Genomic DNA, 15,792 nt, shown 5'->3' with positions numbered 1-15,792 from the left:
CCCGAGGCGCACGTCCCAGGGCTGCTACTTATTGATCAAAGTTCCATGACCACCCATACCTTTCTCTGGCACGACTACGAAACCTTCGGCGCCCAGCCGCGCCGCGATCGTCCGGCGCAGTTCGCCGCGATCCGCACCGATGCCGCCCTGAACGAAATCGGCGAGCCGATCATGCTGTACTGCCAGCCGGCGCCGGATTTCCTGCCCGATCCGCAATCGTGCCTGATCACCGGCATCACGCCGCAGCAATGCCTGGAGCTGGGCGTGCCCGAGCACCAGTTCGCGGCCACCATCGAAGCGGCCTTCAGCCAGGCCGGCACCATCGGGGTGGGCTACAACACCATCCGTTTCGATGACGAGATCACGCGCTTTTTGTTCTGGCGCAACCTGATCGACCCGTACGCGCGCGAGTGGCAGCACAATTGCGGACGCTGGGACTTGCTCGACGTGGTGCGCATGACCTATGCGTTGCGCCCGGAAGGCATCGAATGGCCGGTGCGCGAGGATGGCAAGCCAAGTTTCAAGCTCGAGCACCTGGCCAAGGCCAATGGCTTGCTGCACGAGTCGGCGCACGATGCGCTGTCGGACGTGCGCGCCACCATCGCCCTGGCGCGCCTGATCCGCGACAAGCAGCCCAAGCTGTTCGATTTTTGCCTGGCCTTGCACAAGAAAGACAAGGTCGCCTCGGAAATGGGCATGCACCTGGCGGCGGCCCAGCGCCAGCCCTTCCTGCACGTGTCGGGCATGTTCCCGACCGAGCGCGGCTGCATTGGCCTGGTATGGCCGCTGGCGACGCATCCGACCAACAAGAATGAAGTGCTGGTGTGGGATTGCAGCCATGACCCGGCCGAGCTGTTCGGGCTCGACGCGGACACGATCCGCCTGCGCATGTTCACGCGTTCGGCCGATTTGCCGGAAGGCGTGACGCGCTTGCCGATCAAGAGCATCCATGTGAACAAGTCACCGATGCTGGTAGGCAATCTCAAGACCCTCACGACAGAAATGGCGCAGAAGTGGGGCATCGATATCGAGCAGGCGCGCGCGTTCGCGGCCGTGGCGGCGGCGGGGCCGGATATGGGGGCCTTGTGGGCGCAGGTGTACCAGCGGCCGGGCGCGCAAGAGACCGTGGATGTGGACGAGGATTTGTATGGCGGGTTTATCGGCAACGGCGACCGGCGCAAGCTGGAGTCCTTACGGGCCGAGACCCCCGAGAAGCTGGCCAAGGCCAAGCCATCGTTTGAAGATCAGCGGCTGGTGGAACTGGTGTTCAGGTATCGCGCGCGCAATTTCCCGGACTTGCTCAGTGAGGCGGAAGCGCAGCAGTGGGAAGAACACCGCGCGGCCAAGCTGTTCGACGGGCAAGGCGGCGCGCGCACGATCGAGCAGCTGTTTGCCGAGATCGATACCTTGTCGGAAGACGCGGACGAGCGGGCCGAAGAGATTTTGGGAACGCTGTACGATTATGCGGAGGCGATTGCGCCGAGCAGGTATTAGGCGAGTCGGCGTTTATCGCTAGCCTTAAAATCGTCGTTCCCGGCCTCGGCGGCCCCCTTGCCGGGAACGACGGTTTGGGATCTAGCGGGAACGACAAGTTAGCGATACAAATTGATCGCGTCCCTTGTTTCCAGCGCCACCCGGCGCGCCGCCGCCGCGAAATCCTCGCTCCCCTGCGCCGTCGCGTACAAAATCGCGCGCGAGGAGTTGATCATCATGCCGGCGCCGCTGGCCGTGCGGCCCGACCTGACGGTCGCTTCCACATCGCCACCCTGCGCACCCACACCCGGCACCAGCAGCGGCATCTCGCCCACGATCGCCCGCACCTGCGCCAACTCGTCCGGAAAAGTCGCCCCCACCACCAGCGCGCACTGCCCATTCGTGTTCCACTTCTCCGCCACCATGCGCGCCACATGCTGGTACAGCGGCTTGCCATCGGCCATCAGAAACTGCAAGTCCGATCCGCCCGGATTGGACGTGCGGCACAGCACAATGGCGCCGCGATCGGTCCACTCCATGTACGGCTCGACCGAATCGAAACCCATGTACGGATTGACCGTGACGGCATCGGCCCCGTAGCGGTCGAACGCTTCGCGCGCGTACTGGCGCGCGGTGGCGCCGATGTCGCCGCGCTTGGCGTCGAGAATGAGGGGAATATGCGGATAATGCTGGCGCGCATACGCGCAAATGCGCTCCAATTGCCCCTCCGCGCCCAACGCGGCAAAGTAAGCGATCTGCGGCTTGAAGGAACAGGCCAGGTCCGCCGTGGCGTCGATGATTTCCTTGCAAAACAGGAAAATCGCGTCAGGCTCCTTGGCCAGTTGGGCCGGGAAACGCGCCAGGTCGGGGTCGAGACCGACGCACAGCAGAGAGTTGTTGGTGGTCCAGGCGGCGGACAGCTTGTTGATAAAGTTCACAGGACAGCCTCGTAGTCAATTACAAACCCGCCATTGTAGCGCGTCCCCCGCCCCTCCCCGCCCGCCGGCACGCACGTTTGAAAAGTCATCTTGTTGGCATTTAGGGTATATTTTTGACCATTCGACAACTTGCTACGGACGGAAATACCATGACAAACACTGCATTCGCACGCTGCGCACGGGTGCTGCTGACCCTGGCACTGACAGGAACCCTGCTGTCCGGCTGCGGCTACAACGAGTTCCAGACCAAGGATGAAGCCACCAAGGCCGCCTGGGGCGAAGTCGTCAACCAGTACCAGCGCCGCGCCGACCTGATTCCGAATCTGGTCAATACGGTCAAGGGTTACGCCACCCACGAAAAAGAAACGCTGGAGTCGGTCACGCGCGCGCGCGCCGCCGCCACCAGCATCCAGGTCACGCCCGAAGTGCTGAACAATCCGGAAGCGTTCAAGAAATTCCAGGAGGCGCAGGGCCAGTTGACCGGCGCCTTGTCGCGCCTGATGGTGGTGGCCGAAAAATATCCCGACCTGAAGGCCGACGCCAGCTTCCGCGACCTGCAATCGCAACTCGAAGGCACCGAGAACCGCATCACGGTCGCGCGCCAGCGTTACATCGTCACGGTGCAGGATTACAACGTTCAGGTGCGTAAGTTCCCGACCAACCTGACGGCGAAAATGTTCGGCTATGACACCAAGCCGTCGTTCACCGTCGAAAACGAAAAAGCGATTTCGACCGCCCCGGCTGTGAACTTTGGCAAGTAAGCCAATGAAGCTGCTGCCTTATCTCTGGATGCTGGCCCTGGCCCTCGGCCTCGGCCTCGGCTTTGGCACGGCTGCGCACGCGCAATTGGCGCCGGTGCCGACCTTGAGCACCCATGTCACCGACCAGGCCGGCATGCTGAGCGAAGAACAGCGTGCCAAGCTGGAAGCCGTGCTGACGGATTACGAAAGCAAGACCGGCAGCCAGATCGCGGTGTTGCTGGTCAAGAGCACGGCGCCGGAACAGATCGAGCAGTACAGCATCCGCGTGACCGATGCCTGGAAGCTCGGCCGCAAGGGCGTCGACGACGGGGTGCTGCTGGTGGTGGCGCCCGACAATCCAGCCGCCTTGCGGCGCTTGCGCATCGAAGCCGGGCGCGGCGTGCAAGGCGTGCTGACCGATGCGCAATCGAAGCGCATCTTGCAGGATGTGATCGCACCGCATTTCCAGCAGAAGCAGTTTTATGACGGCCTGGTGGCTGGCGTGGGCGCGATTGCCACGCTGCTCAACGCGGAACAGTTCCCTGCCCCGCCGCAACAACAGCGCCAGGCGCAAGAGTCGGGCGGTGGCGGCATGCTGGTGCCGCTGATCCTGTTCGGCGCCTTCGCGCTGGCATCGATGTTCCGGCCACGCCGCGCGCGTCTGGGCAGCGGCGGCTGGAGCAGCGGCGCGACCGGCTTCATCATCGGCAGCGCCCTTGGCGGCCTTGGCCGTGGCGGCGGCGGTGGCGGCGGCAGTTTTTCCGGCGGCGGGTTTTCCGGCGGCGGCGGCAGTTTTGACGGCGGCGGCGCCTCGGGAGATTGGTAATGAGTCAGTCCGCCACATCAACAAGCGGTTCGCGACTGGCGCGGATCTGGCGCCACTGGCGCAGCACGGCCGCCAAAGGCCGGCGCGCGTTTCCGCCGGAAACGCTGGACGCGATCGGCAAGGCCATCACGGCCGGCGAGCAAACCCACCGCAGCGAGCTGCGCCTGATCGTCGAGCACGGCATGCCGTTCGACGCCTTGTGGGCCGGCATGGGGATTCGCGAACGCGCGATTGCCTTGTTTGCGGAATATGGCATCTGGGATACGGAAGACAATTGCGGCGTGCTGATCTACGTGAACCTGGCCGAGCATAAAGTCGAAATCGTGACCGACCGCAACGTCGGGCGCAAGATCGACAATATCGTCTGGAAACGCTTGTGCGCCTTGATGACGCAGGGTTTTGCGCAGGGTCAATTCCACGCCGCCACCCTGGCTGCATTGGAACAAGTCAACGCTTTGCTGGCCGAACACTTTCCGGCCGAGGGCGCGCGCGCCAATGAGTTGCCCGATCGCCCCATCATGTTATGACGCAGCGCAAAAAACTCAACGCCGGGCGCGCTGTGTGGTTAAAATTCGCTATGTCCGTATCACATTGAAAGCAATACATGAGACTTGAGCAAAAAGTAGCGATCGTCACCGGCGCCACCCAAGGCATTGGCCTGGCCTGCGCCCAGCGCCTGGTGAAGGAAGGCGCGCGCGTGATGCTGGTCGATATCAAAGCCGACGGCGCCGCCGCAGCCGAAGCGCTCGGCGAGAACGCCCGCTTCTTCGCCGCCGACGTCAGCCAGAAGGCCGATGTCGACGCCATGATCGCCGCCACCGTGGCCGCCTTCGGACGTATCGATGTGCTGGTCAACAACGCCGGCGTAACGCACGCCGCCGATTTCCTCGACCTGACGGAAGACGATTTCGACCGCGTCATGCGGATCAACCTCAAGTCGATGTTCCTGTGCGGCCAGGCGGCGGCGCGCCACATGGTGAGCCAGCAACACGGCTGCATCATCAACATGTCGAGCGTCAATTCGGAAGTGGCGATCGCCAACCAGGTGCCGTACGTGGTCTCCAAGGGCGGCATCAACCAGCTGACCAAGGTGATGGCGCTGAACCTGGCCGGCTACGGCATCCGCGTCAACGGCATCGGCCCCGGCACCATCCTGACCGAACTGGCCAAGAAAGCCGTGCTGGGCAGCCCGGAAGCGCGCAACACGATCCTGTCGCGCACCCCGCTCGGACGCTGCGGCGAGCCGGAGGAAATCGCCTCCGTGGTGGTGTTCCTGGCCAGCGACGACGCTTCCTATATGACCGGCCAGACCATGTATGTCGACGGTGGCCGGCTTGCCCTCAACTACACCGTGCCGGTGAAGGAATGAGCCAAACCAAACAGCCGCTGCCGGCGGGGATCAACATGCTGGCGCTGGAAAACCAGTTTTGCTTCGCGCTGTATTCGGCCTCGCACGCGATGACCAAGACCTACAAGCCGATGCTCGACCGGCTCGGCCTGACCTACCCGCAATACCTGGTGATGCTGGTGCTGTGGGAACAGGACGCAATCCTGGTCAAGGATATCGGGGCGCGCCTGTTTCTCGATTCGGGCACGCTCACGCCGCTGCTCAAGCGCCTGGAAGCGAACGGCCTGCTCTCGCGCAACCGCGATCCGCATGACGAGCGCCAGGTGCGCATCGTGCTGACCGCGCAAGGCAAGGCGCTGCGCGCGCAGGCCGAAGCGATTCCGGAACAGGTGCTGTGCGCCAGCGGGCAGGAACTGGCCGCGCTGGGACGCATGCGCAAGGAGCTGTCGGGCGTGCGCGACGACTTGTTCAAGGCGATGGAAGAGCACGACTGAATTGGCGGCGGGGGGCGGCCCCCGCCAGCGCCGGAAAAGAAGTTCATCAAATTGGTTGCACACAATTGAATTGTTCGCTATAGTTCTTCCATCGGCACAGCGTTGCCGCCCCAACCCAACGAAGGAGTCACCATGCAAGTTCTCTACACAGCACACGCAACAGCAACCGGTGGTCGCGATGGCCGCGCCGTTTCCGATGACAAAGTCCTGGACGTCAAACTGTCGACCCCGACGTCGCTGGGCGGCGCCGGTGGCGATGGCACCAATCCTGAGCAGCTGTTTGCGGCAGGCTACGCGGCGTGTTTCCTGTCGGCCCTGAAACTGGTCAGCGGCGCCCTCAAGACCCCGATTCCTGCCGACACCAGTATCGACGCGTCGGTCGGCGTGGGCCCGAACGACAAAGGCGGCTTCGGCCTGACCATCAAGCTGGTCGTGAAGACCCCCGGCATGGACCTGGCGACGGCCCAGGCGGCGGTGAACAAGGCGCATGAAGTGTGCCCGTACTCGAACGCGACACGCGGCAACATCGACGTCGACCTGAGCGTCACCGTTTGAGGCGACCCGGAGAGATATAAATCAGACGCATGTCTGGTATCCAAAATGGCAATTAGACATATAAGTGCCTGGACCGCATAATTGCACCTGTCTCCACTATCTTCCTCCAAGAAAATAGTTTAAGCCCGCTTTCATCAGCGGGCTTTTTTTTGCCTGTGCCAGCAGTGCGCGGCCAGGGCGCATGCCGGCGGACATTCTTTTCGTCGCTTTCCCACATTGTTGCGCAGTGTCATAACTGAGTAACATTTCCTGCCTATACTTGCTTCATCTGCTGTACACGTAACCGATATGCGTGACTGGCAGCCAGGTGTGTCGACCCGGAGGGCGGCACACCACTCCGAATTGACGATCTCTTGGCCCGATCTTGGGTTTAGCCCGCTCCCACAAGCGGGCTTTTTTTTGGCGCAACACTTTTCCCTGTTCCTTTGACTAGGAAAGGCGAAAAGATGACGCAAAGCCTTGAAGCTGGCGCTTATTCATCTATCATGAAGTTCCTCGAGTTTTTTTCATAACCATTGGCCAGCCAAGCGGAGCGATAAGAATGAGCGAATATGTCCTTGATGCACTATCCGAGCCACTTTATCAACAGGCAAACGCCAGCCGCCGCCAGCGCCATACGCCGGACGACACGCTCGTCCTTACCGAACTCAATCCCAGCACCGTTGTCGACCACCTCGACAGCGATAACGCCCCGGTCGAACTGATCACCTTCGGCACGGTGCGGGAGACTTGCCCGAAGTGCAACCATACCCACCTCAAGCTGGTCCTGCGCCAGCGCGCCGTCCGCGTCGCCCATCTGTTCTGCGCCGAATGCCACGGCTGTTTCGACGCGCGCTACCCCAATGGCGCGCCCGCACTGAGCATTTGACCATCTGAGCCTCCGGGCAAACAACATGCCGGGCGCGCATGCGCGACGGCCGGCATGGTAAGGTGGTGGTTTTCCCTCACGCCCCCCCCCCCGACATGTCCGCCCTGCTTTCCCTGCTTGTTCTTGATGAACGCCTGCGCACATTGCGCTACCGTACCGCGCTGGCTATTTACGCCGCCATTCTCGTCATGGGTTCCCTGCCCGGTGCGCGCGCCGAGATTGGCACTGTGGCGTCCGGCATCGTGCTGCACTCGCTGGCCTACGGCGTCATCACCTTCCTCTTGTTCACCGGCAGCCTGGGCAGTGCGCGCGAACGCGCCATCAAATCGGTGCTGACCGTGATGGTCATGGGCGCGCTGGACGAACTGGTGCAGAGTTTTTTACCGTACCGCACAGGCGCAATCGGCGACTGGATGGTCGATTGCAACGCCGCGCTCGTCACCGCCGGCCTGCTCTGGGCATTCCTGCCGCAAACGCGCTCCCGCTAGCGCTGGTGCGCCGGGCGCGGAATCGCCAACGCCAGCGTCAAGCTGGTGCGATTGCGCCGCGCGCACCAGGCGACACGCGGCCTGTTCGGAGTAATGATGCGCGCACAGGCTGGCGACGCTCGACTCCATCGAAGCGACCAGCTCGACGATCAGGCTGGAAAGTGAAGTGGCAGGCATGGCGCGCTCTCAAAAATTTCAGTAGGAAAATTATTACGCGTTCAAAGCAGCGGGTATTTGCGCTGTATCAAGCGCGCGAAGTGCTGTCTTTGCGCTATCACTGTACCTTCCGAAAAAATCAAGACGATCTACACATTGTTTGACCTGTGTCAAAAGGCAGATGAATGCATGGGAACGTTAGTCGAATCGTTGGCTCTTACCGGTGTGGCACGCGGCATTGTCACGCACACAAGGAAGACACCAACCAAAGGAGTTGATCATGAAGCGTATCGAACAAAGCGTGCTTCTGGCGGGCTTGCTGGCCCTGGCGGCCTGCAGTTCCACCGGCATGAACGGCAGCGACACGGCCAGCGGGACCAGCGGCACCAGCGAAGACACCTCGGCGAGCACCTCGGCGACAGGCAGCGGCGCCAGCGGTAGCGCCGGAACGGGCGGCAGCGGCCAGTCCGGCGGCGCCACCGGAGGCAGCGGGAGCATGGCGGGGACCGGCACGGGTAGCAGCGCGGGCACGGGCGGCTCGACGTCGACCGGGGCCGGAAGCACCACGGGCAGCGGCAGTTCCACGTCGACCGGAAGCAGCGGCAGCATGGCGGGTTCGGGGAGCTCGGGCAGCGCCACCGGCACCGGCATGGATAGTTCCATGGCGGGCGCGGGTAGTTCGACTGCGACCGGCAGCGCCCAGTCGGGCGGCAGCATGGCCAGTGGAACGAGCCCGTCGGGCGCGTCGGGAGGCACGCCCAACAGTACCGTCAGCAAGATCGAAGTGGTACCGCGTCAAACCAGCGGAACGGCAGGAACCGGAGGGTCGGTTGGCTCCACCGGCAGCGCCGGCAGCACGGGCACCAGCGGCGGCACCATGACCGGCGAACGCGTCTACCGCATCACGCTGAAAATGGACGACGGTGCGACCCAGGTGGTCACACAGGAAACGGCGCCCTCGTTCGCCACCGGCGACCGCGTGCGCATGTCGGGGGGTGCGATCCAGCGCTAAGTAAGCATGCAGAAATGACGGTGGGTTTCTGGCGAACAGAAGCGGGTGCCTTGCAAGGCGCACGCCGCGCCGCCGTGAGGCGGAACCGGCTTGCGTTCCCACGTGGAGCTTGTCGCGAAAGGGACGGACAGCTCGCTACCACGACCACGGTCAGAACCGCCGTGTCTGCCGATGGCAGGCACGACGGCGCGCGATGTCAACGCTTGCTCACTCCGACCCGACGTTCTGCGCCGCATCGGCGCGCTGGCGCAGCACCGCTTCCGCCGCCTTCTTGCCGGCGATGAAGGCATGGTCGGAATTGTAGTACTCCCATTCGCTGTAACGCCCCGCCAACACGATGTCGTAACGCGCCAGCCATGCCTTGACCAGCGCCACATTGGCCGCACGCGCGTGGTCGTACACGACATACGCGTACGGCATGTCGACCAGGTTGGCGGTGATGATGCGATCATCGGGCCTGAGCATGGTGACCTTGACGCAGTCCTCGATGCAGCGCTCGATCAGCGCCTGGCCGTCGAGCGGCAGCGGCTTCCAGGGGGAATACGAAATCTCGCAGGTCAGCCCGAACCCACCAGGCGGATTGCAGTGTGGGCTGGCGTTCCCCTGCACAAAAATGCGGTGGAAAATCGTGTCTTCCGGATAGTAGACCCAGTGCTTGTCGGTGATGTTCTCGCGCGCCACGCCGAGGTTGACGCAGCGGACCGACAGGTGACGCAACCCCTCGGCCGCCGCCCGCACCTCGGGCGGCGCTTCGCTGCCGGTCAGCTTGATCAATTCGGGCAAGGGCATGGTGCTGATCAGGTGGTCGTAACGGTAGCGGCTGCCGTCGGCCATCACCAGCACGTGTTCGCGCGGCAGCAGCTGGGCCGCTTCGGCGTTCATCTCGATCTTGCCCTTGATATGCGGCAGGAAACCGGACATCAGCGCCTGGAAGCCGCCCGAGAGCGGATAGCCGAAGCGGGCATTCGGCCCCATCGGCCTGGCGACCGGTTCCAGCGCGCCTTCGATGATGTCTTCCAGGTCCGGCAACGGCACCCTGCCCCCGAGCCAGGAAGTTTCCATCTCGGAGAGCGGCACCGTCCACAGCTTTTTGTTGTAGGGAATGGCGAAGTGCTTGGCGATGCCGCGGCCCCAGACCTTGTAGATGAATTCTTCGAAATTCTGGCTTTCGCGCTTGCGCGGCGCGATGCTGGCCGTGCCGTGAGCGAGCTCGACCGTCCCATCGGCGCAGCAGTCTTCCACCGGCTTGACCGCGCACGGCGCCGGCGCCGCTGCGGCCCCGTCGATGCTGCCGAAGCGCGCTTCCACCGCGCCGATGATGCATTCGGTGATCACTTTGGGCGGCAAGCCATACAGCGCGCCCTGGAAGGGGTAGCGCGTGTACACCTGCTTGCTGTAAACCCAGGCTTCACGATCCTGCCAGTGCAGGTTGGGGCCGAGCAGCATCTCGTACAGCGACAGCACATAGGGATCGTTCGAGAACATGATGTGCCCGGCATGGTCGAACGTGAAACCCTGGTCGTGGATCGAGCGGCACCAGCCGCCGACACTGCTGTTCTTGTCGAGCAGCACCGCTCCCTCGCCCAGATGGTAGGCGGCAGACAAGCCGGTCGGGCCGGCGCCGACGATGACGGTCTGCACGTTCTGCGCGCCAGTCTGCGAGCGCAGCGGGTTGACCGTGGCGCCGCTGCCGCTGCCGGTGGCGCCGGCGCCCGCATTGCCGGCACCCGCATAGCCGGCGCCGCCAAAGCGCGCCGTGCTGCGTCCCGGCGCGGTCTCGGCCAGCAGGCGGCGCATCGCATCGACGGTGACGTCCCACGAGGTGCCGGCCACGATATCGCGCATGGTGGCGCACATGGCGGCGCGCCGTTCGGGCGTCATCGACAGGGCCGCTTCGCACGCCGCCCTGAAGTCGGCGGGGTCGTGCGCGATCGCCACCACATGTCCATACGGCCGGGCGACGTCGGCGATAGCGGTGCTGACGATCGGCAGTTCGGCGGCCATGTATTCGAGCACCTTGGTCGGGCTGATGAAACGGGTCGCCTCGTTCAGGAAGAACGGCAGCAGGCACACATCCCAGCCGGCCAGCAGCCCGGGCAGCGCCTCGTACGATTGCTGCCCCAGGTAGTGGATGTTGGGGCGCCGCGGCAGGCTGGCCGGGTCGATTTTCATGACCGGCCCCACCATGACCAGTTGCCAGTCGGGATGCGCATCGGCCAGCGCGCCGATCAGGGGTGCGTCGAAGCGCTCGTCAATCACGCCATAAAAGCCCAGGCGCGGCGCGTCGATGCCGGCCTGGAGCGGATGATTGCGGTCGCGTTCGAGCGCGCGCTCGAAATGGCGCACGTCCACGCTGCTGGGAAAGCAATGCGCGTTCGGATGGCGTTCGCGCTTGGCCTGGTACAGGCTCGGCCCGCCGGCAAACACCAGGTCGGCCAGGTTCAGCAAGGCGGTTTCGCGCTGCAGGAGCTGGCGCGGCGGGTTTTTGAACGCCGCCAGTTCGTCCATGCAGTCGTACACCACCAGGCCGGCGTGCAGTTCCTGCAGCAGCGGCAGGGCCATCGGCGTATAGAACCAGACGATGGGCCGCTCGCCGGGCGGTGCCAGGCTGGCCAGCATCGGTTGCAGCAGGCGGATCTGGTCGTCGTGAAAACCCGGCGCATGCACCGGCGTGTGCGGCCGCAACACGGTCACGTTCGGGACAGGGCGCGATTGTTCCATGAAGCTGTCGCCATCATCGTGAACGGGCTCCTCCACGAAGAGGATGCGGAAATGGTGCGCCAGCCGCGATAACAACTGCTGCGGGCGCTGGTAGACAGAGTCCCAGCGCAAGTGGCAAAAAACGATGATGGTCGACATGTGATCTCCTTTCGCCCGTCGCGGGCGTATGTTGGTTGGTGTTGTGTCTTGCGGACCGGCGGCGCGGTCCCGCGCCGGTGAGGTGGGCGGCTGCTCAGGCAATTCCCGGATAGCAATCCTCCTTCTCGTGGTCGTTGCGCGTGGCGGCGCGGATCAGTTCGAGCGGGACCTTGGGCGTGCGGTCGGCGCACAGCAGGCCGTTCGCTTCCTGGAAGGTGTCGCTGAACTGGGTGTAGCAAAAGCCGCTGAACATGGTGGTGGTGTTGACCACCGCCAGCAGGCGCCGGTACAGGGCGAGGAAGCTGTCTTCGGTGTGGGCGCGCGAATAGCCCCAGGTGTGCGCGGCGGCGCCCTGCTTGTCGAAGGCGACGCCGCCGAACTCGGTCAGCACGATCGGCTGGCCGCGATGCGGAAAGCCGTCCAGCGTCAGGATGCGTCCGCCCGGGCGGCGCTGGTCGAACAGGGTGCGGGTCGGCTCGCTGGTGGTGTAGCGCGCCGCCAGCCGGTCGGGATTGCAGTCGTAGTCGTGAATGCCGAGGATGTCGGTGGCCGACGCCTCCCAGCCATCGTTGCCGATCACCGGGCGCGTGGCGTCGAGCGTGCGGGTCAGGTGGTACAGGGCCTCGACCGCGTTGCGGTGGGCCTGGGTCAGGGTCAGGTTCGGCACGCCCCACGATTCATTGAAGGCGACCCAGACGATGATGCACGGGTGGCTGTAGTCGCGCTCGATCGCCTCGGTCCATTCGCGCACCATGCGCGTGATGGCCTTGGGACTGAAGCGGTAGGCCGAGGGCATTTCTTCCCACACCAGCAGGCCGAGCCGGTCGGCCCAGTACAAATAGCGCGGGTCTTCGATCTTCTGGTGCTTGCGCACGCCGTTAAAGCCCATCGCCTTGGCCAGCTCGACGTCGCGTTTCAGGGCCGCGTCGGACGGCGCCGTCATCAGCGACTCGGGCCAGTAACCCTGGTCGAGCACCAGCCGCAGCGCGTAGGCGCGCCCGTTCAACATGAAGCGGTCGCGGTTGATCGCCACCGAACGCAGCGCCGTGTACGAACGCACCACGTCGAGCACCTGGCCGCGATGGTGCAGCGTCACTTCGGCATTGAGCAGGGTGGGACGCTCGGGGCTCCACAGCAGTTCGTTGCGCGAATCGTCGATGCCGGGGTCGGACAGGGAAATCTTGCGGTTGGCCTCATGCCCGAGCAGCTTGTAGTGGTCGTCGGCCAGCAGGTTCTCGCCATGCCAGATCTTGACTTCGACGAACAGTTCTTCGGAAATATCGCCGGTGGCAACGATTTCGCAGCCGATTTCGTAGGTCTCGAAAATCGGCGTCCAGCGCAGGCTCTGGATGTAGGTCGAGGCCACCCGTTCGATCCATACCGTCTGCCAGATGCCGGTGGTGCGCGGATACCAGATCGAGTGCGCTTCGAGCAGCCAGTCCTGCTTGCCGCGCGGCTTGGCCAGGTCGTGCGGGTCGTCTTCGACGTACACGGTCACGACCTGCGCGCCCTCCTCCCTGAGTACGCCGCTGATGTCGGCCGAAAACGGCGTGTGCCCGCCCTCGTGCTCGGCCACCAGGTGCTGGTTGACCCAGACCCGGGCGCGGTAGTCGACCGCGCCGAAATGCAGGATGGTGCGGCCGGCGTGCGGCCGCAGCTCGAAGCTGCGCTCGTACCAGCACACCGAATGAAAGCCGGTGTCGCCCAGGCCGCTGGCGCGCGCTTCTGGCGCGAACGGCACGTCGATCTGGTGCGTCCATTCGGTCGCGCCATCGGGCATGCGGCAGCGCCGCTCGTCGTCGAACATGAATTTCCACAGGCCGTTCAGGCTGATCCATTGCTCGCGCACGAGCTGGGGCCGCGGGTATTCGAATTGACTCATCGATGCTCCTCATGGTGGGCCGGAAACGGCCGTGGCCGCTGGTCTTTTTCAGGCTGCGCGGGCGCGCCATGCCGCCAGTGGGCGCGGCAAGTGGGCCAGCTTCCGTGCCGCGAAAAAACCGGTGATCGCGGACAGGGAATGGATGCTAGCACGCCAATTTTGCGCATTTTCACGCATGGATGAGGCAAGATTTCTAGGGAAAAATGGCTTGTAACTAGCTGTATTTCACCGGTGCGAAGGCGCCGTTATTGGCCAGGGGGAGAGAAGGCGCGGGCTTGCCCTGAGCGGCGCAACTGGTTACAGAAAGTAGGCTGGTGCCTACATCACGGATCGGTGTTTTTACGGGTGCGATCGAAGCGGACACGTGGACGTGTGGGGCCGACGAGGTGCGGCCGGCGAGGTGCGGCCGGGTGCGCAGCCGCATCGCCCCGCGCGCCATCGCGCGCGTCTACTTTGCCAGTTCGACCATGACGGCCGTGTACATTTGCAGATTCAGCATCAGCTGCTTGACGGTGATGAATTCGTGCTCGGAGTGGCCCGAGTACACCGTGCCCGGCATGGCCGGACCGAAGCTGACCGCGTTCGGGAACAGGCGCGAATTGGTGCCGCCGCCAATCGAGATCGGGCGCGGATTTTTGATTCCGGTGTAGTAGGAAAACACGGACAGCAAGGTCGGCACCTGGGGCGCGCTTTTCTGCAGCCACGGTTCCGTGATCTCGACCTTCACGTCGGCCAGCGCGACGCGCTGCGCCTGCCACTGCGCAAGCGCCGCGTTCACCTCGCGCGTGAGCTGTTCGGTGCTCTTGCCTTGCGGGCGGCGCAGGTTCACATGCAGGGAGATGCCGGCCGCGCCCTGCTTGATGACGGTTGGCGCCACGGTCAGCGGGCCCATGAATTTATCGCGGTAAGCCATGGCGCCGAACTTGTCGCCATACATGCCGGTCCCGATCAGGTCGTTGAGAAAATGGACCATGGCGCCGGCCGTGGTGTTCGGCCACGCCTGTACGCTGAGCGCATCGGCCAGCATGCTGATCGCATTGACGCCATCTTCCGGCTTGGACGAGTGCGCCGCGAGCCCCTGCGCCTTGACCAGCAACTGCGGCCCCTGGCGGGTGAAAGTATAGCGCATGCCGCCCTGGGCGGTGGCGCGCTGGCGGATGCGCGCTTCCAGCTCCGGCGTGGCGTTGTCGATGGTGGCGTTGGCGTCTTCCGGAATCTGGCTGCCGAAAAAGCCGCCCCCGAAGGCGGACAGCGATGGGGTGCCCGGCGCCGCCGCCGGCGCCTGCGGCGGCACCGTCACGCTGATGGTGCCGTAGCCCTTCTCGGCCGTCACCACCGGATACTCGGCGTCGAGGGTGATATTCACCTGCGGCGCCTGGTGCGTCTTGAGAAACTCGGTCAGCGGTCCCCAGTCCGATTCCTCGGCCATGTAGACATACAGTTCCAGCCGTTTCGACAGCGCCAGCTTGCTGTCCTTGATCGCCTTCATGGCGTACATGGCGGTCGCGATCGGTCCCTTGTCATCCTCGGCGCCGCGCCCGATCAGGCGTCCGGCCTCGCTGGTCTTGTCCAGCTCGAACGGCGACTTTTTCCACTTGGAGGGATCGACCGGCTGGATGTCGCCGTGCGTGATGATGCCGACCCGCTCGCTGCCGCTGCCCAGGCCGATGACCATCACATAGCCGTGGTCGGTGTAATCGAGCCCGAGCCGCTCGGCCTCGTCCTTGAGGTACTGCTTGAAGCCGAGATGCTGCGCATTGCGTTCGAACGGAATCGCCTTGTCGGCGACGGTATTGAAGCTGACCATCTTGCCCAGGCTTTTGATCAGCTCGGTGCGATAGGTCGCCGCCGCATGGGCGGCCGCGCGCAAGGCCGCGTCCCCCGGTGGCGGGGGAGCGGCGCCGGCGGCCGCGCCCAGGCAGCACAGCAGGCTGGCGATGAGGAACGAATGGCGCATGATGACAATTCCCGACCTTGTGTTTGATGAACGTCAAAGTCTATCACCGCCAGCCGCGCCGCGCAGACTCCTAGCCTGAATGTTTCATAAACTGCCACCGCAGTGCCGGTTCGGCGATACATGAGCTCCTCAGTGACGATCACGATGTCGCGGGCAATAGCCCCCCTACCCGATTGAACGGGACATCGAATGGAGC

At 64.1% G+C, this 15,792-nt stretch carries 14 protein-coding genes; 10 read left to right on the top strand and 4 right to left on the bottom strand.

Going from position 1 to position 15,792, the window contains the following annotated elements:
- The first annotated feature begins 45 nt into the window (after positions 1 to 45).
- Complete coding sequence (gene sbcB / locus F2P46_RS29335; protein WP_166896925.1) at positions 46 to 1,494, top strand: exodeoxyribonuclease I; 1,449 nt, start codon at positions 46 to 48, stop codon at positions 1,492 to 1,494.
- A 98-nt stretch (positions 1,495 to 1,592) separates the two neighbouring features.
- On the opposite strand, the gene pyrF is transcribed toward sbcB, so the two are convergent.
- A complete protein-coding gene (gene pyrF / locus F2P46_RS29330; protein WP_166896923.1) occupies positions 1,593 to 2,411 on the bottom strand; it encodes an orotidine-5'-phosphate decarboxylase in 819 nt (272 codons plus the stop codon).
- A gap of 149 nt (positions 2,412 to 2,560) precedes the next feature.
- Here pyrF and F2P46_RS29325 point away from each other — a divergent pair, with 149 nt between their 5' ends.
- The 9 genes from F2P46_RS29325 to F2P46_RS29285 all read left to right on the top strand — a co-directional run bounded on the left by F2P46_RS29325 (position 2,561) and on the right by F2P46_RS29285 (position 8,898).
- Entirely contained in the window at positions 2,561 to 3,172 is a 612-nt protein-coding gene (locus F2P46_RS29325) for a LemA family protein (RefSeq protein ID WP_166896921.1), read from the top strand.
- A 4-nt stretch (positions 3,173 to 3,176) separates the two neighbouring features.
- A complete protein-coding gene (locus F2P46_RS29320) occupies positions 3,177 to 3,977 on the top strand; it encodes a TPM domain-containing protein (RefSeq protein WP_166896919.1) in 801 nt (266 codons plus the stop codon).
- Entirely contained in the window at positions 3,977 to 4,504 is a 528-nt protein-coding gene (locus F2P46_RS29315) for a TPM domain-containing protein (protein WP_166896917.1), read from the top strand. The genes F2P46_RS29320 and F2P46_RS29315 overlap by 1 nt, the downstream gene beginning before the upstream one ends.
- 77 nt (positions 4,505 to 4,581) lie before the next feature.
- On the top strand, positions 4,582 to 5,346 hold the full coding sequence (locus F2P46_RS29310) for a 3-oxoacyl-ACP reductase family protein (protein WP_166896915.1): 765 nt from the start codon (positions 4,582 to 4,584) through the stop codon (positions 5,344 to 5,346).
- Entirely contained in the window at positions 5,343 to 5,819 is a 477-nt protein-coding gene (locus F2P46_RS29305) for a MarR family winged helix-turn-helix transcriptional regulator (RefSeq protein ID WP_166896913.1), read from the top strand. The genes F2P46_RS29310 and F2P46_RS29305 overlap by 4 nt, the downstream gene beginning before the upstream one ends.
- A 132-nt stretch (positions 5,820 to 5,951) precedes the next feature.
- Positions 5,952 to 6,374, top strand: coding sequence for an organic hydroperoxide resistance protein (locus F2P46_RS29300; protein WP_166896911.1), 423 nt, complete (start codon positions 5,952 to 5,954; stop codon positions 6,372 to 6,374).
- A gap of 541 nt (positions 6,375 to 6,915) precedes the next feature.
- Complete coding sequence (locus F2P46_RS29295) at positions 6,916 to 7,242, top strand: hypothetical protein (RefSeq protein ID WP_166896909.1); 327 nt, start codon at positions 6,916 to 6,918, stop codon at positions 7,240 to 7,242.
- Between the two features lie 95 nt (positions 7,243 to 7,337).
- The gene (locus F2P46_RS29290; protein ID WP_166896907.1) at positions 7,338 to 7,730 is read left to right on the top strand and encodes a VanZ family protein; all 393 of its coding nucleotides are present in this window, start codon (positions 7,338 to 7,340) and stop codon (positions 7,728 to 7,730) included.
- 436 nt (positions 7,731 to 8,166) lie between these two features.
- Positions 8,167 to 8,898 (top strand): hypothetical protein, encoded by a 732-nt coding sequence (locus F2P46_RS29285; protein ID WP_166896905.1) that lies wholly within the window; start codon positions 8,167 to 8,169, stop codon positions 8,896 to 8,898.
- Between the two features lie 207 nt (positions 8,899 to 9,105).
- On the opposite strand, the gene F2P46_RS29280 is transcribed toward F2P46_RS29285, so the two are convergent.
- From F2P46_RS29280 to F2P46_RS29270, 3 genes are all read right to left on the bottom strand, one after another.
- The gene (locus F2P46_RS29280) at positions 9,106 to 11,757 is read right to left on the bottom strand and encodes an NAD(P)-binding protein (protein ID WP_166896903.1); all 2,652 of its coding nucleotides are present in this window, start codon (positions 11,755 to 11,757) and stop codon (positions 9,106 to 9,108) included.
- A gap of 94 nt (positions 11,758 to 11,851) precedes the next feature.
- The gene (locus F2P46_RS29275; protein WP_166896901.1) at positions 11,852 to 13,639 is read right to left on the bottom strand and encodes a glycoside hydrolase family 2 TIM barrel-domain containing protein; all 1,788 of its coding nucleotides are present in this window, start codon (positions 13,637 to 13,639) and stop codon (positions 11,852 to 11,854) included.
- 448 nt (positions 13,640 to 14,087) lie between these two features.
- Positions 14,088 to 15,596 (bottom strand): dipeptidase, encoded by a 1,509-nt coding sequence (locus F2P46_RS29270; RefSeq protein WP_166896899.1) that lies wholly within the window; start codon positions 15,594 to 15,596, stop codon positions 14,088 to 14,090.
- Positions 15,597 to 15,792: the final 196 nt, after the last annotated feature.

The sequence above is a fragment of the Massilia sp. CCM 8734 genome (assembly GCF_011682155.1).
Lineage (GTDB): Bacteria > Pseudomonadota > Gammaproteobacteria > Burkholderiales > Burkholderiaceae_D > Telluria_A > Telluria_A rubra.
The sequence above is the reverse complement of the archived record's forward strand: the minus strand, read 5'-3'. Positions and strand labels throughout refer to the sequence as shown.